The organism is Brevibacterium sp. BDJS002, assembly GCF_028201555.1.
GTDB classification, from domain to species: domain Bacteria; phylum Actinomycetota; class Actinomycetes; order Actinomycetales; family Brevibacteriaceae; genus Brevibacterium; species Brevibacterium aurantiacum.
The window spans coordinates 4124234-4143082 of record NZ_CP116392.1 but is presented as its reverse complement, the minus strand read 5'-3'; the positions used below and the strand labels follow the sequence as shown (position 1 = coordinate 4143082).

The 18849-nt window shown below is 63.9% G+C and carries 15 protein-coding genes; 8 read left to right on the top strand and 7 right to left on the bottom strand.

Annotated features, from left to right (window positions below; translation table 11 throughout):
• The first annotated feature begins 281 nt into the window (after positions 1 to 281).
• Positions 282 to 890, top strand: coding sequence for a hypothetical protein (locus tag PGC08_RS19055; protein WP_009882819.1), 609 nt, complete (start codon positions 282 to 284; stop codon positions 888 to 890).
• Here the strand turns inward: PGC08_RS19055 and PGC08_RS19050 are convergent.
• Complete coding sequence (locus PGC08_RS19050) at positions 883 to 1710, bottom strand: hypothetical protein (RefSeq protein ID WP_271709178.1); 828 nt, start codon at positions 1708 to 1710, stop codon at positions 883 to 885. The two genes, PGC08_RS19055 and PGC08_RS19050, sit on opposite strands and share 8 nt — an antisense overlap.
• A gap of 171 nt (positions 1711 to 1881) precedes the next feature.
• On the opposite strand from PGC08_RS19050, the gene PGC08_RS19045 reads away from it, so the two are divergent.
• Together PGC08_RS19045 and PGC08_RS19040 are read left to right on the top strand one after the other, a co-directional pair.
• On the top strand, positions 1882 to 2472 hold the full coding sequence (locus tag PGC08_RS19045) for a hypothetical protein (RefSeq protein ID WP_009882821.1): 591 nt from the start codon (positions 1882 to 1884) through the stop codon (positions 2470 to 2472).
• 80 nt (positions 2473 to 2552) lie between these two features.
• Positions 2553 to 3152 carry a cell wall-associated hydrolase gene (locus tag PGC08_RS19040; protein ID WP_096146141.1) on the top strand — a complete coding sequence of 200 codons (600 nt, stop codon included), beginning with the start codon at positions 2553 to 2555 and terminating at the stop codon, positions 3150 to 3152.
• Positions 3153 to 3159: 7 nt separating this feature from the next.
• Here PGC08_RS19040 and PGC08_RS19035 read toward each other — a convergent pair whose 3' ends face one another.
• The 3 genes from PGC08_RS19035 to PGC08_RS19025 form a co-directional block, all read right to left on the bottom strand.
• Entirely contained in the window at positions 3160 to 4482 is a 1323-nt protein-coding gene (locus tag PGC08_RS19035; protein WP_271709177.1) for a M20 family metallo-hydrolase, read from the bottom strand.
• A gap of 51 nt (positions 4483 to 4533) precedes the next feature.
• Positions 4534 to 6189, bottom strand: coding sequence for a thiamine pyrophosphate-dependent enzyme (locus tag PGC08_RS19030; protein WP_271709176.1), 1656 nt, complete (start codon positions 6187 to 6189; stop codon positions 4534 to 4536).
• Positions 6190 to 6316: 127 nt separating this feature from the next.
• Positions 6317 to 7648, bottom strand: coding sequence for an MFS transporter (locus tag PGC08_RS19025; RefSeq protein WP_009882825.1), 1332 nt, complete (start codon positions 7646 to 7648; stop codon positions 6317 to 6319).
• Between the two features lie 130 nt (positions 7649 to 7778).
• Here PGC08_RS19025 and PGC08_RS19020 point away from each other — a divergent pair, with 130 nt between their 5' ends.
• Positions 7779 to 8948 carry a PucR family transcriptional regulator gene (locus tag PGC08_RS19020; RefSeq protein WP_271709175.1) on the top strand — a complete coding sequence of 390 codons (1170 nt, stop codon included), beginning with the start codon at positions 7779 to 7781 and terminating at the stop codon, positions 8946 to 8948.
• A 73-nt stretch (positions 8949 to 9021) separates the two neighbouring features.
• On the opposite strand, the gene PGC08_RS19015 is transcribed toward PGC08_RS19020, so the two are convergent.
• Positions 9022 to 9390 (bottom strand): MerR family transcriptional regulator, encoded by a 369-nt coding sequence (locus PGC08_RS19015; RefSeq protein WP_271709174.1) that lies wholly within the window; start codon positions 9388 to 9390, stop codon positions 9022 to 9024.
• A 303-nt stretch (positions 9391 to 9693) separates the two neighbouring features.
• On the opposite strand from PGC08_RS19015, the gene PGC08_RS19010 reads away from it, so the two are divergent.
• Positions 9694 to 11217, top strand: a complete 1524-nt coding sequence (locus PGC08_RS19010; protein WP_371860676.1) for a SulP family inorganic anion transporter — start codon at positions 9694 to 9696, stop codon at positions 11215 to 11217.
• Here PGC08_RS19010 and PGC08_RS19005 read toward each other — a convergent pair.
• Positions 11202 to 12188, bottom strand: a complete 987-nt coding sequence (locus tag PGC08_RS19005; protein WP_096157804.1) for a DUF2332 domain-containing protein — start codon at positions 12186 to 12188, stop codon at positions 11202 to 11204. The two genes, PGC08_RS19010 and PGC08_RS19005, sit on opposite strands and share 16 nt — an antisense overlap.
• A gap of 237 nt (positions 12189 to 12425) precedes the next feature.
• Between PGC08_RS19005 and PGC08_RS19000 the strand changes: the two genes are divergently transcribed.
• The 3 genes from PGC08_RS19000 to PGC08_RS18990 all read left to right on the top strand — a co-directional run bounded on the left by PGC08_RS19000 (position 12426) and on the right by PGC08_RS18990 (position 17411).
• On the top strand, positions 12426 to 13793 hold the full coding sequence (locus tag PGC08_RS19000) for an MFS transporter (RefSeq protein WP_226823915.1): 1368 nt from the start codon (positions 12426 to 12428) through the stop codon (positions 13791 to 13793).
• Between the two features lie 82 nt (positions 13794 to 13875).
• Positions 13876 to 15297 (top strand): FAD-binding oxidoreductase, encoded by a 1422-nt coding sequence (locus tag PGC08_RS18995; RefSeq protein WP_096168425.1) that lies wholly within the window; start codon positions 13876 to 13878, stop codon positions 15295 to 15297.
• Positions 15298 to 15671: 374 nt separating this feature from the next.
• The gene (locus PGC08_RS18990; protein ID WP_271709173.1) at positions 15672 to 17411 is read left to right on the top strand and encodes an HNH endonuclease signature motif containing protein; all 1740 of its coding nucleotides are present in this window, start codon (positions 15672 to 15674) and stop codon (positions 17409 to 17411) included.
• A gap of 211 nt (positions 17412 to 17622) precedes the next feature.
• Here PGC08_RS18990 and PGC08_RS18985 read toward each other — a convergent pair whose 3' ends face one another.
• Entirely contained in the window at positions 17623 to 18627 is a 1005-nt protein-coding gene (locus PGC08_RS18985; protein ID WP_069601152.1) for a siderophore-interacting protein, read from the bottom strand.
• Positions 18628 to 18849 lie beyond the last annotated feature (222 nt).

The following is an 18849-nucleotide window of genomic DNA, read 5'->3' as shown; positions in this document are numbered from 1 at the left end:
CAGACCGAGACCCGGGTCACGGGCGAGTTCGGGCGGCGCATGGTGCCGCAGAGCGGTCAGCGAATTCTGAGCTGATGCTCACGAATCCCTCCCGATTCGTTGCGGCGAGACGAAGCCACCTATGAGCCTCTCGGCATTGAACCGACTTCCTGTGTCCGACAGTGTGGTGTGAGGCGTTTACCGGAGCATCCCTGTGCCGAAAGCAGGAGACAGACGTGGACCGGACCTAACCAGGACGCCGTCAGGGCAGCTCGCCCGATCCAACAGGAAAGTGAGAACAGATGAAACGCGTGCGCACATTTGCGGTGACTGCACTGTCAGCTGCCGTCATCGCAGGGGGTCTCTCCCTGGCTGCGGCGACCTCGGCCTCGGCCGATCCGATCTCAGGAGCCGTCGACCAGCCGAGCGCGAACGCCTCGGACGCCGGTCAGGGCCAGGCTGCCGGCGCAGCCGTGGGCATCGATGATCCGGACGAACTCAGCTCCGAGCAGATCGACAATGCCCGCACCATCATCGGCGTCGGCAAGGGCGCGGACCTGTCGGAGAAGGCCCAGACGATCGCCGTGATGACCGCACTGCAGGAGTCGAGCCTGCAGAGCCTCGACGGCGGGGACCGGGACTCCGTCGGAGCGTTCCAGCAGCGCCCCTCGATGAACTGGGGATCGGCCAAGCAGGTGGAGGATCCCGTCTTCGCGTCGAAGTCGTTCTATGGAGTCAATCCCGACAGCCCCAACCCGGGCCTCACTCAGATCGACAACTGGGAGACCATCGACCCGGGCCAGGCCGCGCAGGACGTGCAGTCCTCGGCCTACCCTGACGAGTACGCGAAGTGGGAACCGCTGGCAGCTCAGCTCGTCGACGAGAACCAGGACGTCGACGATATCAAGTGAGGTCGTCGGCTGGGGAGTCGGCGATGATCGACCTCATCGCCGATGCAGTCAGGCCGCGCCACTGATCACGAGGTGGGTTTGCCGGTAGCGGGGCGCCTCGCAGTCGGGCGAGGGCCACCTCGAGGATCGCCGAGTGGTCGGGGAAAGCCTCGAGCGCACGCCTTCCGGCGGCCTCCTTGCTGATGATCTCCCCGGTCAGAAGGGTGTGGTGCATTCGCGCCGGCCCGACCAGGCACCACTCCACAGTTCCCGCTGATAGGCGGCGTCGGCCACTGTGGGCGCTGTCAGCCAGCGGTGCCCAATACTCGCGGAGGTTGCGGGCCACCCAGCTGCGGAGTTCACCGGGCTCCGGGTCGAGACCCCAGTCCGAGACAGGGCCGCCGCGGATGGAGATGCCTCCGTCGACGAGTTCCTTCCAGATCACCGGATTGACGTCGAAAGCACCGTGAGAGTCGAAGACCTCGCCGACGTGGGACGCGATCGGTCGGATCTGGGTGACTGGATGCGCGACCTCGGACTCCCAGATGAAGACGGTGTTGCAGCAGGCGCTGAACCCCATACCGCGGGCAGCACGGGCAGTCAGACGAGGCACCTGCGACAGGTGCAGAAGCCGCAGGCGTGCCATGAGGCTTCGGTGACCCTTCCACTCATCGCTGAGGACGGCGATGACATCGATATCGCTGCGGCCCGGTCGGTAGGCATCAAGGGCGATGGAACCACCGACTGCGCATGCGATGACCGCACCCGGCAACAGTTGGTCGGCGCTTCGCAGATAAGCACCGACCGCGTATGCGACGTCCTTGGGCAACGTTGGGTCCATGGAGCAAGGCTACTTCCGAATTCCGAGTTTGATCTCGGGACAAGGAGTGTTCAACTGCCGTTGAGAACGCATTCGTTGAAACCCACCACCTGACTCCGAAAGGGTGGAGCGTGAGCGAGACCACAGACCGACCCGTACCTCTCGCTCGCAATCATAGGAGAGTCAGAACAGATGAAACTCAAGCGTGCATTCGCAGTGACAACTCTTTCAGCAATCCTCATCGCCGGTGGTGCCTCGATGGCGACCGCCGCATCAGCGCAGCCGAACTCCCCAGCACCCGAGGCAGCTCCATTCACCAGCAAGGCGCTCGACGGCGGCAAGGTCCCCAGCACCCAGGACTCCACGGCACTCAGCCAGGTCCAGATCGACAATGCACGCATCATCATCGCCGTCGGCAAGGGTGCTGACCTTTCGACCGAGGCCCAGAAGATCGCCGTCATGACGGCACTGCAGGAGTCGAGTCTGCTCAACCTCGACGGCGGCGACCGTGATTCTGCCGGCCTGTTCCAGCAGCGCCCCTCGGTGAGCTGGGGAACTTTGGCCCAGGTGACGGACCCTGTCTACGCATCGAAGGCCTTCTACGGAGTCAATCCTCTGTGCCCGAATCCAGGACTCCTCCAGATCCAGGGATGGGACTCGATGACCCCAGGACAAGCCGCTCAGGCCGTCCAAGGATCGGCCTACCCGGACGCATACGACAAGTGGGAGACGCTCGCTGCCCAGCTCGTCGCCGATAACCAGGATGTCGACGCGATCATCTGAGCCACACCCGCGCACTGAAACGACAACGACGCAGCGATTCAGACACAGCGATTCAGCCACGTTGAGAAAGGGAAGATCTCATGAAGGTGACACGCACACTCGCAAGCACTGCACTGACCGTCGGACTCGTTGCCGGCGGCACCGCCCTGGTCAGCGCCCCTGCGCAGGCAGCCCCGGAAGCCGGATCGCATAACCAGGTCCGCAATCAGCAGAGTCAGAACCAGCAGAGTCAGAACCAGCAGGGCCAGACGCAGCAGACCGAGGATGAAGCACGCGACGAGATCATCGATCGTGCACAGACCTGGGTCGACCAGCAGGTCCCCTACGACATGACCGGCTATCACCCCGACCCACAGGGCAACGAATACCGTACCGACTGCTCCGGCTTCGTCTCCATGGCCTGGGGACTCGACGCCAGCGAGAACACGGTGACCCTGCCCGACTTCGCCGAGACCATCGACAAAGAAGACCTCAAGCCAGGCGACGTCCTCATGAAGGGCGGCCCTGGCACAGAGGGCGCCAACGGGCACGTCGCCATCTTCAACGGGTGGGCCAACGACGAGCACACCGCCTACTACGGCATCGAAGAAGGCGGCTCGACCGGAACCGTGGCTCGAGAGATCTCCTACCCCTACGACCAGGACGACGCGTTCGTGCCCTACCGCCTGAAAGGCCTGTGACGAGCGCTCACCCCAGCGCGCCGGCCGCCAGCCGTCGCACCACCTCGGTGAGGTGATGGAGTCCGGAGACGAGGTCCTCGTCCTTCGTGAATTCCTGCAGGCTGTGGGAGACCCCGCCGACGCTGGGCACGAAGAGCATGACCGCGGGCACGGTGTCCTTCATGTTCGTCGAGTCGTGTCCGGCCACGGTCATCACCCGCGCCGAGGTGAGTCCCAGGTCCTCGGCCGCTGACCGTGCCAGCTCGACCCCGTCCTCGGAGTACGGGTTCTGATCCCAGCTGTGTTCGGCGACGATCTCGATGTCGACCCCGACCTCCTCGCGGACCCGGGCGACCGTGGACATGAGGGAGTCATGGGCGGCGGCGATCACCTCGGCGCTGGGGGAGCGCAGGTCGAGGAGCAGCCCGACCTCACTCGCGACGACGACGGGGGAGTTCGGGTAGACGTTGAGCTCACCGCACGCGGTGTGCAGCGCACCCGCATCGAAATCGTCGACGAGGTCACGGGCGGCCACGACCAGGCGGGCGGCACCGAGCAGCGCATCGCGGCGGTCACTCATCAGCGTCGAACCGCTGTGGGCCTGCTCCCCGGTGACGCGGAACTCATACTTGTGAGCGGCCCACGTGGCGTTGACGAGGCCGATCGTGACACCGTCCTCCTCCATGCTGCGTCCCTGCTGGACATGGATTTCGGCATAGGCCGCGATCTCCGGCGCGGTGAAGTCGCCACGCTCACCGATCGCATCGAGTGCCTCGGCGACAGTGACACCATGCGGATCGGTCGTGGCCAGTGCGGCCTCGAGTTCGGCCTTGCCGGTGAAGACATTGCTGCCCATCATCGACGGTTTGAAGCGTGAGCCCTCTTCGTTGAACCAGTTGATGACGGCGAGGTTGTACTTCGCCTTCGACGGATCCGCACGCAGCTCATCGGCGACCGCGAAGCACGCGTGGGCCGAGGACATGACCCCGTAGGCACCATCGAATCGTCCGGCGGTGGGCTGCGAGTCCATGTGCGAGCCGGTGAGGACATACGGGGCGCCGGGGACGAGTTCGAGCAGCCCGAACTGGTTGCCGATCGCATCCCGGTGAACGCTGAACCCGTGCTTCTCCAACAGCTCGGCGAACCATTTCCGCTGCTCACCATCGGCCGCGCTCGCCGCCTGCCGGTCGACGCCGTTCGTGCCCTCGACGGCTCCGAAACGAGAGTGCACGGACCAGTCGGCGAGGAATTCGTCGTCAAGGTCAGCCCGCGTCGTCGCTGGTGAGGGAGCTGGATTAAGTGAGCTGGGTGTCTTAGAGTCTGGTGTCGGCGGGTGGGGAGTCTGCGTCATTGTTCGTCCTTTGCGAAGGCGTGGGGAAGGTCGTGGGAGTTCGAGGAATCGTCAGGCCGAGATCTCGTCAGCGGACGGGGGCATGAGCTCGGAGTCGATGAGGACATGGACGAGTGCCGGGCCATCAGCGGCCAGTGCCCTGTCGAGGGCCGCCTCGAAGTCCTCGGTCTTCTCGACGCGTTCGCCGTGCCCGCCGAACGAGGACATCCAGGTCGCGAAGTCGGGATTGACCATGCGGGTGCCCGAGGGTCGGCCCGGATAGTGGTTGACCTGGTGCTGGACGATCGTGCCGTACACACCGTTGTCGACGACGATGACCAGCGGACTCGCCCCGTGGGCGAAGGCCGTGGCCAGCTCTTGGCCGTTCATGAAGAAGTCACCGTCACCGCAGACCGCGACCGCGCGACGCTCTGGGAAGACGAGCGAAGCCGCGACCGCACCGGGAACGGCCAGACCCATCGCACCGTTGCGGGCGCCGACGAGGCTCGCGGGCCGACGGTGTTGGATGAAGCGGTGGCCCCAGATCGTGGCATTGCCCGCCCCGTACGTCAGGACGGCTTCCCCGCCGAGGCGGTCGTCGAGGATTCCGAACGCCACCCCGAGATCGACGCCGGTGCGAGGGACGGCGCCGGCCACCTCGGCGTCGGGACGGTGTGCGGCGACCTTGGACTGCACATCGGAACACGACGTCATCCGCAAATCTGTGCGCTCGCCGCGCAGAGCAGCGGCATCGCTCGAGGTCAGCGCCGTGACGAAGCTGCGTGGGGAGGCCAGGATCTGCTGGTCGATGCGCCCGGCATGCTGCGTTGCCTCGGGATCGAGGCCGACGATGACGGTCTCCGCGTCGAAGCCGCGCGTGTAGCCGTCGCTGGCGACATCGGATCGGGTGGCACCGACGAACACGAGCAGGTCGGCGTCACCGTAACCGGCCGCCACCGCCTCGGCGCGGCCATAGCCCAACCAGCCGGCCCAGGCGGGGCCGGTGTGGGGAACGGCATCGTAGGCGCGCCAATCGCAGAAGACCGGAATTCCCGCCGAGGCGGCCAGGTCGAGCAGGTCGTGCCCGTGGCCCTCGTGCCAGCCGTCCCCACCGAGGACGAAGGCGGGCTTCGCGGCTGCGGCAATACGTGTGGTCAGCGACTGAAGATCCGCGTCCGAGGGCTGCGGTTCGGCAATCGGTGCAGGTTTCGTGTCCGGTGCCTCGGTCATGCGCACGAGGACATCCTCGGGCAGGCCGACGACCACGGGACCGGCGCGACCGGAGGCCGCGATGCGCATCGCCTCGGCGGTGAGATCACCGGCGCGATCCTCATCATCGACGATGATGACCTTCTTCGCCGTCGAGGAGAACCATTCGGCCAGGCTGAATTCTTGGAAGGACTCCCGAGCACGATCGGCGATGGGCACGAGGCCGACGAAGAGGACGAGCGCGGTGGCGTCCTGGTAGGCGGTGTGCACGGAGATCATCGCGTTCGCAGCACCCGGACCACGGGTGACCATGGCGATTCCGGGGCGGCCGGTCAGCCGCGATTCGGACAGCGCCATGAACCCGGCACCGCCCTCCTGGCGGCACACGACGGTCTCGATCGAGGAGTCGTAGAGTCCGTCGAGGACGTCGAGATAGGACTCACCGGGAACGGCGTAGACCCGCTCGATTCCGGCGTTCTCCAGGGTGTTGACGATGTGGTGACCGGCCGAACGGGACATGCGCGTGGGTCCTTTCACGAAGGTGAGTGCAGTTGCAGGTGCTGGTGGTGTTCGTGCTTGTGGTGAGGCGACGCTGTCGCGCGGGTGGTCGGCCGTACGCACGGTCGACCACCTCGGCGAGCATTGCTCAGTGCTTGAAGCCGGGCAGGTCGACGCTCAGACGTGGGGCGATGGCTCCGGCGAAGGCCGTGAACAGCGACAGGAAGGCCAGCATCGCCGCGGCCGGCCACCAATGATCGGACGCCGCAGCGACGAACCCGGTGGCGAGCAGCGGAATGAAGCCCGAGAGCATGCCGGCGACGTTCTGCGCCAGGGCGACACCCGTGTAGCGGGTGCTGGCGGGGAACAGGCCGGTCATCACGGTGCCCGATGCGGCGTAGGGCAGCGACAGCGTGCCGACGGCCAAGGTCATCGCGATGACGACGAGGACCGGATTGCCTGATGCGAACATGAGGAAGGCAGGAACAGAGACCACCGCCGAGGCGATTCCACCCCAGAGGATGACCTTGCTGGCCCCGTACTTCGTTCCGAGCGCGCCGCCCCAGATGAGGCAGAAGATCTCGACGGCGGCGGCGACCATGCTGCCCAACAGCAGAAGCGAATCGTCGTAGCCGAGGACGTTGACGCCGTACCAGACGCAGAACGCGGTCACGAGGTAGAAGCCGCCGACGCCGAGGAGAGCCGCCGCCATTCCGACGATGATCTGCTTCCAGCTGTCGCGGAAGGTGGTGCGCACGGGGCTCTTCTCGAGCTCGTCGGCTTCCTCGAGCTGACGGAAGACCGGTGACTCCTCGAGACGGCTGCGGATATAGACGGCGACGAGGAGGAGCGGGATTGCGACGAGGAACGGGATGCGCCAGCCCCAGGCGCTGAAGCTGTCCGCCGACAGGATCAGGGTCATGACGAAGAAGCCGCCGGAGGACAGGATCGTGCCGATGGGCGAGCCGATCTGCGGAATCGCGGCGTAGCGTGCACGCAGGTGAAGTGGGGCGTTCTCGACGACGAGGGTCATAGCGCCCGACCATTCGCCGCCGACGAACAGACCCTGCAGGATGCGCAGGAGCACGAGCAGCACCGGCGCTGCGAAGCCGATGGCGGCGTAGGTCGGCAGGGCACCGATGAGGCCGGTGACGATGCCGATTCCGACGATCGTGACCATGAGAACCTTGCGCCGGCCGACCTTGTCGCCGATGCGGCCGAAGATGAGACCGCCGATGGGACGTGCGGCGAGCCCGACGCCGAAGGTCGCGAAGGACGCCAGCGCAGCGGCGGTGGCATTCTCGCTGGTGAAGTACTGCACGTTGAAGACAAGGGCCGCAGCGGCACTGAAGAGGAAGAAGTCATACCATTCGAGCGCGGTGCCCAACAGGGCTCCGAGCGCGACCTTATTGGCATCCTTGATGCTGAGTTCATGCGTTGCGGAGTACTCCGCTGCAGCTGTGGGGTCGTTGTGACTCATGTGTCTCTCCATCGAGGGCAGGGCTGGGTCTTGTAACTTAGAACACTACAGAGTGATATCGCACGATTTCGAGCAATTTTTGCCCCGAGATCTCTGTCGCTGATTGTGCATCTGCACATAGTCTAGGACGATGCCTCCACATCACGAGAGACAGCTCAAGGATCAGCCCCTGCCGGGTGACCGGCGGCGCTGGATCGAGCTCCTCGACGCCCTGGATCTCGAGGAGCTCACCGACCGTTTCATGTCCCGAGTCGTCAGGGTGCCCGGCTACGATCCCGCCCCGATTCCGGTCTCGGAGCTGAAGCGGACAGGACTCATCTCATTCCAGTCGCTCGTCGAGGGGCTGCGCGCCGGCGGCTTCGACGGTCCGGTGGCGGTGTCCACGGAGGTCGGGGTCTCCCGTGCCCGCGCCGGGATTCCTCTGGAGGCCCTGATGACTGCGATCCGGCACGACTTCAACGTCCTGTGGGAGGCTCTGACCAGGGTTGCAACGCAGGATGATGCTGAACTCGTCATCCGCCACACCGGGATTGTGCTCTCCACCGTCGACGAATACGTCTCCCAGGTCCAGCAGGCCTACGCGGCAGAGCGGCAGCGGATGCGGGAAGAGGAGTCCTCGGTGAGGCAGGGACTCATTGCGGGACTGTTCGACGATCACAACCCCACGGATGAACGCCTGTCCACGATCGCCTCGGCGCTGGGCCTCGATCCAGACGGACCACTGCTCGTCGTGGCCGCACGCGGTGAGGACACCTCGGCGCTGCGGGTGCTCATCTCCGAACACGAGCGCGCGGGCGGGACCATGTTCACCCACCACCTCGGCGATGTGCTCATCGCCTTCACTCGCTCTCCGGAGCTCTCAGGCTCACGATTGCAGGCGATCGCACATCGCCTCGACGAGGCGCGGGTGGGCTTGGTCAAGGCACCCGGAATCGGATCCCTGCGTAGGTCAGCGCTGACCGCACGGGACCTGGCGCAGCTGCTCACCGCTGATGAGGTGGGGGCGATGACCTGGGAGCGCGGGTGGGCCAGACTGGCCGCACAGGCACTGAACGCCGCCGGGAACTCCATCGTCACCGACGTCGAGCGGGCGCTCGCCGTCTGCGGTGCGGCCGAGCGCGAACGTCTCGTCGAGGCGGTGCACACCTATCTGCGCTCGGGCAGCATCGCGGAGAGCGCTGCCGAGCTGTTCTGCCACCGCAATACCGTGGCCAACCGTCTGCGCCGATTCGCCGACCTGACCGGGGTGGACCCGATGATCCCCGCCGAGGCGGCCCGGCTGGTCGTCGGCTGGGCGTGAAGGTTGCTGGTCTGGGCTCTACCTCTGTACTTTTCGCGAGCGGGTGACGAGGTGTCCGGCTGATCGTCGCACCTCAGCCGAGGCGGTCGCGGAGGATGCCGAGGAATTCGTCGGCACGCTCGACCTGGCGGGCGAGTTTCTCCCGCCTGGCATCGGCGTCGTCGAGCAGCGCCAGCAGATTGCGCCGAGCCTCCTCCCGCTCCGCATCGGGGAAGTCGCCTTCCAGGATGTCGAGATGAGCCAGCAGTTCGCCCATCTCTGCGGTGGAGTAGCTCAGGGCCTTCATGCGGCGGATCGTCATCAGGCGCCGGAAGTCCTTGTCGGTGTAGACCCGGAAGCCGCCCTCGGTTCTGCCGGTGGCGGGGATGAGGCCGATGTCTTCATAATGGCGCAGCGTCCGTGAGGACAGGCCCGACTTCTCCGTCATCTCGCCGATGTGCATCCCTCGCGCCCTCTCGTCGCCTGTGATTCGTCACGTCTTTCTGCCATCCAGTTGCGGTATCGCTCTGGTTCCACCGTGCGGCCCAGCTGCGCGGCTCGTACCGCGCGGCAACCACCACACGATTCGGTTTGCACCAACTTTAACGCAACGTTAAGGTTGAGTTCGAACTCTGACGTGTCGTGAAGGTTCGTGACGGTCGGCAACCGTCAGTTCGCAGCCGATAGTTCGCTACCGACGGCCAGCAGCCGACGGCTCACACTCACCGCATCGTCTCCCATTCCTCCCTGTTCGTAGGAGAATCCTGTGTCCACCACCCTGCCCCCAGACAGTGCACAGCACTCCGCGACGCCGGAAGAGCGCCAAAGTGTGCTCCGGACGCTGAAGCGGCCCGGGTGGCTCAAGACCGAGATTCTCGGCGGCCTCGTCGTCGGATTGGCGCTCATTCCGGAGGCGATCGCCTTCTCCGTCATCGCCGGGGTGGATCCGCGGGTCGGACTCTTCGCATCATTCACGATGGCAGTGACCGTGGCGATCCTCGGCGGACGTCCTGCCATGATCTCCGCGGCGACCGGCGCAGTCGCACTCGTCATCGCACCACTGGTGGCCTCGCACGGCACCGACTACTTCATCGCCACAGTCATCCTGGCCGGCGTGATCCAGGTGATTCTGGCGCTGGTCGGAGTGGCGCGCTTGATGCGTTTCATTCCGCGCCAGGTCATGGTCGGATTCGTCAACGCCCTGGCCATTCTCATCTTCATAGCCCAGGTGCCCGAACTCATCGGCGTCCCGTGGCTGGTCTACCCCCTGTGCCTGCTCGGCCTCATCATCGTCTTCGTCCTCCCGCGCTTCACCTCAATCGTGCCGGCACCACTGGTCGCCATCGTGGTCCTGACTGTTCTCGTCGTGACCTTCGCCTGGGACGTGCCGAATGTCGGGGACAAGGGTGAGCTGCCCGAGTCTCTGCCCAGCCTCTTCATTCCGCACGTGCCGCTGACCTTCGAGACGCTGCAGATCATCGCCCCGTACGCGCTGGCGATGGCCCTCGTCGGCCTGCTTGAATCCCTGATGACGGCCAAGCTCGTCGACGATGTCACCGACACCCGTTCGAACAAGACCCGTGAGTCCTGGGCGCAGGGTGTGGCCAATATCGTCACCGGTTTCTTCGGCGGCATGGGCGGCTGCGCGATGATCGGCCAGACCATGATCAATGTGAAGGCCTCGGGGGCTCGGACGCGGATCTCGACGTTCTTCGCCGGAGTCTTCCTGCTCATCCTCGTCGTCGTCCTCGGCGACATCGTCGCACTGATCCCCATGGCTGCACTGGTCGCCGTCATGATCTTCGTCTGCTGGGCAACCTTCGACTGGCACTCCATTCGCCCCAGCACTCTCAAGCGGATGCCGAAATCGGAGACCACGGTCATGCTGGTCACCGTCATCGCGACCGTCTGGACGAACAACCTGGCGATCGGCGTGATCCTCGGGGTGCTCGTAGCGATGGTCGCATTCGCCAATCGGGTGGCGCACTTCGTCAGCGTCAACCGCGAGATCGTCGACTCAGAGGGGAAGCCCAGCGCCCGCTACACCGTCGACGGCGAGCTGTTCTTCGCCTCCTCCAACGACCTGTACACGATGTTCGACTACGCCGAGGATCCCGATCACGTCGTCATCGACATGCACCAGTCCCACCTCTGGGACGCCTCGACGATCGCAGCCTTGGACTCCGTGACCGATAAGTACGAGCACTACGGCAAGCACGTCGAGATCGTCGGACTCAACGAGGCCAGCGCCAAAATGCGGGCCCGCCTCGGCGGTCAGAGTCCTTCGTAGCTCTGACCGTGCGGCCCCGTCAGAGCGATCGCCTCACCGTCGACGGCGAGGACGAATCGTCCGTCGGGTTCACCGGGCACCTGGCTGCCGATCTCGGGGAGGACCCCAGCACCCTCGTTGCTGATCCACACAACGTCGGAACGTGAGGCCATGAGCTCGGCGAACTGCTCGCGTTCGGCGGCTGGGACATAGGCGAGGACTGCGCTGTGGAAGACCACGACCTGAGTGTCGGCGGGGGCCTCGGCGATGAGGGATTCGATGGTCTCGAGCAGATCCCCGGCGACCAACCTCGGCGGGTCGGCGGCCGCGGTCTCTGCCGCAGCGGTCAGCCGGTCTCGTCGGGCATCATGTTCGGGCCAGATCAGTGACTGCAGCCATCTCCGCTGGTCAGCATCGGTGATGTCGAGTGGATTGAGGTCGATCCCGGCCCTCCATGCGACCTTGGGGAGGCGGTCTGGAGCCTCGGCGTTGACCAGTGCGCAGTCGAGTTTGACTTGGCTGGGGCCGGTGTCGGGGTGAAGGGTCACAGTCCCGGCATCGGTGCGGAAGCCGTAGCTGTAGCGATCCGGGAAGAGGCACAAGCCCGCCGAAGCCCCAGCCTCGATGAGAGAGATGGGCCCCTCGATCCGCGCCAATGCCGGCAGCAGCACCGCACACCTGCCGGCCTCGTTCGTCTGCGTCGACCGAGCGAGCATGAGATCCCGTGTCAGCTCCCAATGCTCGAGCAGCCAGGTCCGCAAGGTTGGGTAGTCACCCTCACCGGCGCCGAGGTGGCGGGCAGCTGCGAAGAGAAGGTTGGCCTGACGCTTCGGCTTGGGCAAGTCGAGGAGCAGCGCGATGATCTCGTCATCCTCGGCCACACCCGTGGCCCAAGCGGCGTAGATCGGAGAGGAACCGGTCGCCTCATACTGGGCGAACTTCCGGTAATAGTCGCGCAGGGGGTCGGCGTCGAGCTCGGTCATCGGCTGCATGGTGTCCTCCTTGTGGGCCCTGGATCAATCCTAGGTCCCGCAGTCGTGACGACTGCGCACTCACCCCGGCCCCACCTCGGCGAGGGTGGTCTTTGGATTGCCTTTTGACGGGTCTGCGTCCCGGTATTCGGTACTTTGGGGCCGATCTCTAGGAACCTGAACAAAAGCTGACGTACTGTGTGTCAGTAGTGTGCCGAGAGCCGTCATCCCGGCTTCAGCCTGATCGAGGGAGATCACATGTCATCCGAGGTGAACCCACCTGTGAGCCAACAACCGCCGAGTGACTCCGCGATGGAGAAACGGACCCTGAGAAAGGTCACGGTGCGGTTGATTCCGTTCATCATCGCGATGTACTTCATCAACTACCTCGACCGCACCAATCTCGGCATCGCGGGCCCGGGTGGCATGAACGAAGACCTCGCGATGACCGCCACCCAGTTCGGGTTCGCGGCCGGCATCTTCTTCTTCGGCTACCTCCTCCTCGAGGTGCCCTCGAACCTCGCGCTGCACAAGTTCGGCGCTCGGATCTGGCTCGCGAGAATTCTCATCAGCTGGGGCCTTGTGGCAGCGGCGATGGCGTTCGTGCCCAGTCACGGATGGCTCTACTTCCTGCGGTTCCTCCTCGGTGTCGCCGAGGCGGGATTCTTCCCGGGTGTCATCCTCTACCTCACCTACTGGTTCCCTTCATCAATGCGTGCACGGGCCACCGCGCTGTTCATGCTCGCGATCCCGATGTCCAGCGTCATCGGCTCCCCACTGTCCTCGTGGCTGATCTCGAGCGGCAATTCGATCTTCGAGAACTTCGCCGGCTGGCGCTTCATGTTCATCGTCGAGGGCGTGCCCGCGGTCCTGCTCGGCATCATGTGCATCTTCTACCTCACCGATCACCCCCGCGATGCCAAATGGCTCTCGGCTGAGGAGCGGAACTGGCTGCAGTCGAAGATGGACGCCGAGGAGAAGGGCAAGTCCGAGACTTTCCACTACCCGGTCCGCCGCTCCCTGCTCCAGCCTCGTGTGTGGGCGCTGTCCTTCGTCTACTTCGGCATGGTCTACGGCCTCTACGCGATGAGCTTCTTCCTGCCGACCATCATCTCCGGCTTCCAGGAGACCTTCGGCGTCGAATACTCGATCGTCGAGATCGGCTTCATCACGGCCATTCCCTATGTCTTCGGTGCCTTCGCTATGTACTTCTGGTCCCGGCATGGGGACAGGACCAATGAGCGCGTCTGGCACGTCGCGATTCCGCTCTTCATCGGCGGCGTCACGATCCCGATTGCCTTGTACCTGAGCTCGCCGTTCACCACGATGATCGCGGTGACCATCACCTGCATGGCCATCTGCGCGGCCCTTCCGACCTTCTGGCCCCTGCCGCAGACCTTCCTCGCCGGTGCCGGAGCCGCGGCAGGTCTCGCGCTGATCAATTCGCTGGGCAACTCCGCCGGATTCTTCGCTCCCTACATCACCGGCGGACTCGCCGAGCTCACCGGAACCCAGAACGCAGGCATGTGGGTCGTCGGCGCCGCCATGGTCGCCGCCGGAATCGTCACCCTCATCCTCAAGTCCGCTCCCGCGCCGGATAAGGTGAATCCGGAGATGACGAAGTAGGGCCGAATGGGCTCGATCGTCACAAGCAGACAGTCGCCGAGGCGGTCGTGACCACCCCGGCAGTTCCGTTCGGAAGGATGTCATGACAGTACAGAACCAGACCAGTGTGGGACCGGCCGAACTCGAAGCGCTGGCGGCGCGGTTGGGTGAAGGGGCGCTGACGACGGATCCCGACGTCATCGAGGCCCACGCCCGTGACGAGGCGCTGTTCTGCCCCCACGAAGGGGCGATCGCTCTGGTCAGGGCCACCTCGGCGGCCGATGTTCAGGAAGTCATGCGCTTCGCCAGTGAGTATGGAGTGCCCGTCGTCCCGCAGGGTGCCCGCTCGGGGATCTCGGGTGGAGCGAACGGCTCACCTGGGGCGATCCTGCTCAACGTCTCGCGGATGAAGGACGTCGTGTCCGTCAACGAGGCCGAACGACTCGTCACCGTCCAGCCCGGAATCATCAACCAGGACCTCAAGGATCATCTCGCACCCTTCGGACTGTCCTACCCGCCCGATCCGGGGTCGGTCGCGCTGTCATCGATCGGTGGGAACATCGCCACCAATGCGGGCGGCCTGTGCTGCGTTAAGTATGGCGTGACCAGGGATTATGTTCGCAGCCTCACCGTTGTTCTGGCCGATGGCACGCTGACGAAGCTGGGCCCGCAAACAGCGAAGGGCGTGGCCGGACTCGACATGCGCCACCTGTTCGTCGGCTCCGAAGGCACGTTGGGCATCGTCGTCGAGGCGACCCTGCGCCTGATTCCGAAGCTGCCCGACCCATTCACCGCGGTCGCGACCTTCCCCGACGAGCGCTCCGGCCTGCAGACGGTTGCGGACTTCATGGGTGCAGGCGGCGTGCCGAGCCTCATGGAATTCCTCGATTCCTCCAGCCTGAAGATGCTCAACGAATTCGGTGACTTCGGCCTCGACGGCGACGCGGGCTCGATGCTCATCATGCAGGTCGACCAGAATCCTGCGGATTCGCAGGCAGTCATGGCCCAATTCGCCGAGGTAGCCGAAGCCTGCGGTGCACTCGACGTTGCGTACTCCGACGATCCGACCGACTCGGCCGCGCTCATCGCTGCACGACGGATGATCCAGCCCGCGTATGAGAAGTTCGCCAATGGTCATGGGGGAGGGCAGCTGCTCGACGATGTGTGCCTGCCGCGCACGGCGATGCCCGAGTTCTGCGACCGGTTGAAAGAGCTGCAGGAATCCTCGGGGCTGATGATCGCACTGGTGGCTCATGCCGGCGACGGCAATACGCACCCGTCTGTGTTCTTCGATGCCAGCGATGCGGAGCAGACCGCGCAGGCGCAGGAGATCTTCGGCGAGATCATGCGCATCGGCCTTGAGCTGGGCGGCACGATCACCGGTGAGCATGGAGTCGGCTTCCTCAAGCGCGACTGGTTGAACAATGAACTCGACGAGGGTTCGAAGCGGATCCAGATCGCTGTGAAGAATGCCCTGGACCCCCAGGGGATCCTCAACCCCGGAAAGATGCTCAGCGCGTTCTGAGGGGTTGGGTCAGGGCTGGCGTGCTGGCGTTGAGGTGGCTGTGGCCGGGGATAGTCGGCGTCTGAGGCGTTAGACCTCCGGGGCAGTAGACGTGTGGCTTCGAGAGCCGCGACATTGTGGTTTCACAATGTCGCGGCTTTTTTGTGTGCACATTTTTGTGGAACTCCGGCTGTCGGGGAAGGGGTGTCTGCGAGCGTGTTCGTGCTGCTCTCTGACCTGGGGCGTTGCGAACATCCCAAGATTTATGAGCCATCAATAGGTACAAGAATCAAATCATGATCGAACAAGATTCGAAAAAGAGGGTGCAAATGATCAAAATAAATGTATAATTGAAAGAAGAGCAACGACGATGTTGGCGAATGGACTTCAGTACCATGACTCTCACCCCCGACCGCACCCCAGGAAACCCGGAAAAGCGTGACCCACGCTCTGATTCCAGTGATGCCGCCACGGGTCCAGACGCAGCTGATGTGTCTTCTGATGATGAGCTGACGTTGTTCGACCAGCTCAAAGACTCCAACCTCGACCTCACCGGCCACCCCCTCGCCAAAACCTTCGAAGCACTTGCCGCCGTACCCACCGGTGAACCCGATACGGCGAACGAGGCCGTAGAAGCAGCAGTCGACAGTGCGGAATCCGCTGATGATGACGAGACCGACGACGTTCATGAAGCGGTGCCCGACGATGAAAGTACTCCAAGTCCTCACCCGCTGCTCTCGAGCGAGGAATGGACCGATCTCTCACGTTTTGCTCCCGAAGTCACGACCAGCCTCACCGCACTCAGCGGGCTCAAGGACGGGCTACGGACCTTTGATCGGTTGATGGGTCCCGATGACGCGATCACACTCATCGACGGACTCGAAGCCCTGAACCGAGTCAACGAAGCCCTGTCGACCCTGGCGTTGGCTGTGTGTGAACGAGTGGGAACACCGACTGATTATGGTGCTAAAACAACGAAGGCACTCATCCAGGACAGGTTGAACATCACCAGCCGCGAAGCCAACCGCCGCACCGACATGGCCAAAAACCTCGGCGGACGGGTGACTCTGACAGGGCAGCCACAAGCACCACTGTTTCCCACGGTCGCTGATGCCTTCAACGAAGGCCGACTCTCCGCCGATCAGGCCACGGTCATCAAGGACTGCTTGAAGAAACTACCCACCTGGACCACCCAAGCCAATCGTGACTATGCCGAAACAACTCTCGTGGAGAAGGCACCAAGTGTGCGGGTTCATGACCTGCGTGCGATCTTTGCTCGGATCCTGGCCCATATTGATCCCGATGGGCAAGAACCCATCGATGCCACAGACCGGTCCATGTACAAGGTCACCATGCATGCCCGTGACAACGGTGACTGGGAACTCACGGGTCTCCTCGACCCTGTCACGGGCGGACAACTCAACGGGCTGCTGACAGCACGAACCAAAATCGCAAACAACACCAGCAACAGCAGCGACAACAGCGCATCGGATGTGAGCGAGTCGGGTGTCTTAGAAGACGGAACCCTCGTCGACATGACCGGGCAGAGGTTGAGTGCTCAGGAGTGGATTTACGAACGCTTCGCGACTCTCATCTCCAGGATCGACATGACTCGTACCGGCCAAGGCGCCCAATACGCGTTAGTCGTCACGGCGAAGGCCGAGGATCTGGCGAACGGAACCGGTACCGGGACCACGGGTACTGAGAATCCGGTCCCGATCAGTGAACTGGTTCGCAATGGCCTGAACGGGGCGGTGTTCTTCGAACTCATTTCGGAGAAGGCGAAGACGATGCAGGTGGTCACGGAGAATCGGTTCGCGAATGCGAAACAGATCGCGGTCCTGACTGCTCGTGATCAAGGATGTACGTTCCCGGGATGTGATGCACCGCCGGGATGGTGCGATGCCCACCATATTGTTGAGTGGGCACAAGAAGGTCGAACGGATGTCAATAATATGACGTTGAGTTGTTCTGCCCATCACCACCTTCTGGACAGATCGGACTGGGAGACAGTGATGCTCAAAGACGGGAGACCCGCGTGGGTACCTCCGGCATCGATTGATCCGGCGAGGCGGCCGATATTGCATGCGAGGTTCGTGGCTCAAGAAGTCATCGACACACTCTTCGACGATTGAGAGTGCGGCCTCGTGGCGACATCATCGCGCAACAGCATTTGTATGCGCCTGCATCACCGTTCCTTGCTTCAGTCCCGAGCGACGGCGTCGTCGCTTGCAAGTTCACGAAGGGCAGAGATCGCACCGTCGATGACATCCTGTTGGGGATACCCCGGATCGCTGAGGGCGTGGACATAGCGGATCGTCCTCGAAGTGAACAGGGCGCAGCTGATCAGCCCTCGGCCTTGCCCTGACGCCAGTAGCCCATGAAGGCGATCTGATGACGATCGACTCCGACCTCCTGGACAAGATAGCGACGCAGGCGTTTGACGGGTCCGGCCTCGCCAGCGATCCAGGCATAGAACGGGCGGGTATGTTTATCGGTGCCACTCGAGCTGCCCTGAGCAGCCTGCGTCAGTGCAGTCGGGACGTCCCACAGGATCTGTTCGTCGATGTTGACGTCGTCGAGCTCAACGGGCGTCGTCCCCGCGGTGCCCGCACCCACCTTGGCGAGTACTCGGCTCTCGACTCGGACAGCGTCACGGACGGCCGGCTCGAGCAGTTGACCATGGTCAGCGTCATCACGGGGCAGCCACTGGATCTCAAACCCTGCGGGAGCATCCAACTCAAGAACATCCTCGGCGCTGGGGACCTCGAGAATTGCCTTTCCCTGCACCTCGGCGCCCTTGAGCGACTCAAGGATCGAGGCGATCGCGGGCACCGCGGTCTCATCGCCGGCGAGGAGGATGGTGTCGGCATCTGCCGGCGCGAACTCGATCCCGGCAGTAGGCCCTTCGGCACGGCGAGACGGGCCGATGATGTGCAGACTGTGACCGACCTCGGCGTTCTGTGCCCAGGCGGCAGCGGGACCCGAGTGGCCCTGATCATCGGTGTGGAGGACCATGTCGACGACGAGCTCGCAGGCGTCCTCGCGCCATTCACGAACCGTGTAGGTGCGCATTTCACCGCGTACACCCGGATCGAGCTGCAACCATGCCTGATACCAAGAAACACCAGAATCGGGGTCCTGCTCATCGAGGAAGCGGATGAGGTCGAACTCAGGCTTCGGCGCTCCGGCCGAGGGGATGATGAGTTTGAACCGCAGGTCACGCGGGTGGCCGCTGCATCCGAAGTCCTTGAGGCCCTCGCCGCCGAAGGTGACGCGGCGGAATACGGGACTGAGATCTTCGATGCCGATGACGGTGGCCTCGAAGGCGGTGATGGGTGCTTGTGGCACAGATGCTCCTTCGTTCCTCGTCGTGCCGGGGAACTCGTGGCGGCCGCTTGCGGGGAGAAGCTCTCTGCAAGCGATGTGGTGCAACGTTCATGCACAAGTCTACGTTAAGTTGGTAAGGGTAGCCTGTCCAAATTGTGCGACGGAGATTCCGAGGGTCGCCAGAGCGCTGCTCGTTGAAGCTCTGGTGCGCGCCAGGGGAGTGGTCAGCCCCGGGTTGAGGCC

Bases quoted from the DNA above. Each gene is read 5' to 3' on its own strand.
- PGC08_RS19020 (WP_271709175.1), top strand. From the start codon at position 7,779: ATGCCTCCACATCACGAGAGACAGCTCAAGGATCAGCCCCTGCCGGGT.
- PGC08_RS19005 (WP_096157804.1), bottom strand. From the start codon at position 12,188: ATGCAGCCGATGACCGAGCTCGACGCCGACCCCCTGCGCGACTATTAC.
- PGC08_RS19030 (WP_271709176.1), bottom strand. From the start codon at position 6,189: ATGTCCCGTTCGGCCGGTCACCACATCGTCAACACCCTGGAGAACGCC.
- PGC08_RS18990 (WP_271709173.1), top strand. From the start codon at position 15,672: ATGACTCTCACCCCCGACCGCACCCCAGGAAACCCGGAAAAGCGTGAC.
- PGC08_RS19035 (WP_271709177.1), bottom strand. From the start codon at position 4,482: ATGACGCAGACTCCCCACCCGCCGACACCAGACTCTAAGACACCCAGC.
- PGC08_RS19040 (WP_096146141.1), top strand. From the start codon at position 2,553: ATGAAGGTGACACGCACACTCGCAAGCACTGCACTGACCGTCGGACTC.
- PGC08_RS19045 (WP_009882821.1), top strand. From the start codon at position 1,882: ATGAAACTCAAGCGTGCATTCGCAGTGACAACTCTTTCAGCAATCCTC.
- PGC08_RS19050 (WP_271709178.1), bottom strand. From the start codon at position 1,710: ATGGACCCAACGTTGCCCAAGGACGTCGCATACGCGGTCGGTGCTTAT.
- PGC08_RS19055 (WP_009882819.1), top strand. From the start codon at position 282: ATGAAACGCGTGCGCACATTTGCGGTGACTGCACTGTCAGCTGCCGTC.
- PGC08_RS19000 (WP_226823915.1), top strand. From the start codon at position 12,426: ATGTCATCCGAGGTGAACCCACCTGTGAGCCAACAACCGCCGAGTGAC.
- PGC08_RS19015 (WP_271709174.1), bottom strand. From the start codon at position 9,390: ATGCACATCGGCGAGATGACGGAGAAGTCGGGCCTGTCCTCACGGACG.
- PGC08_RS19025 (WP_009882825.1), bottom strand. From the start codon at position 7,648: ATGAGTCACAACGACCCCACAGCTGCAGCGGAGTACTCCGCAACGCAT.
- PGC08_RS18995 (WP_096168425.1), top strand. From the start codon at position 13,876: ATGACAGTACAGAACCAGACCAGTGTGGGACCGGCCGAACTCGAAGCG.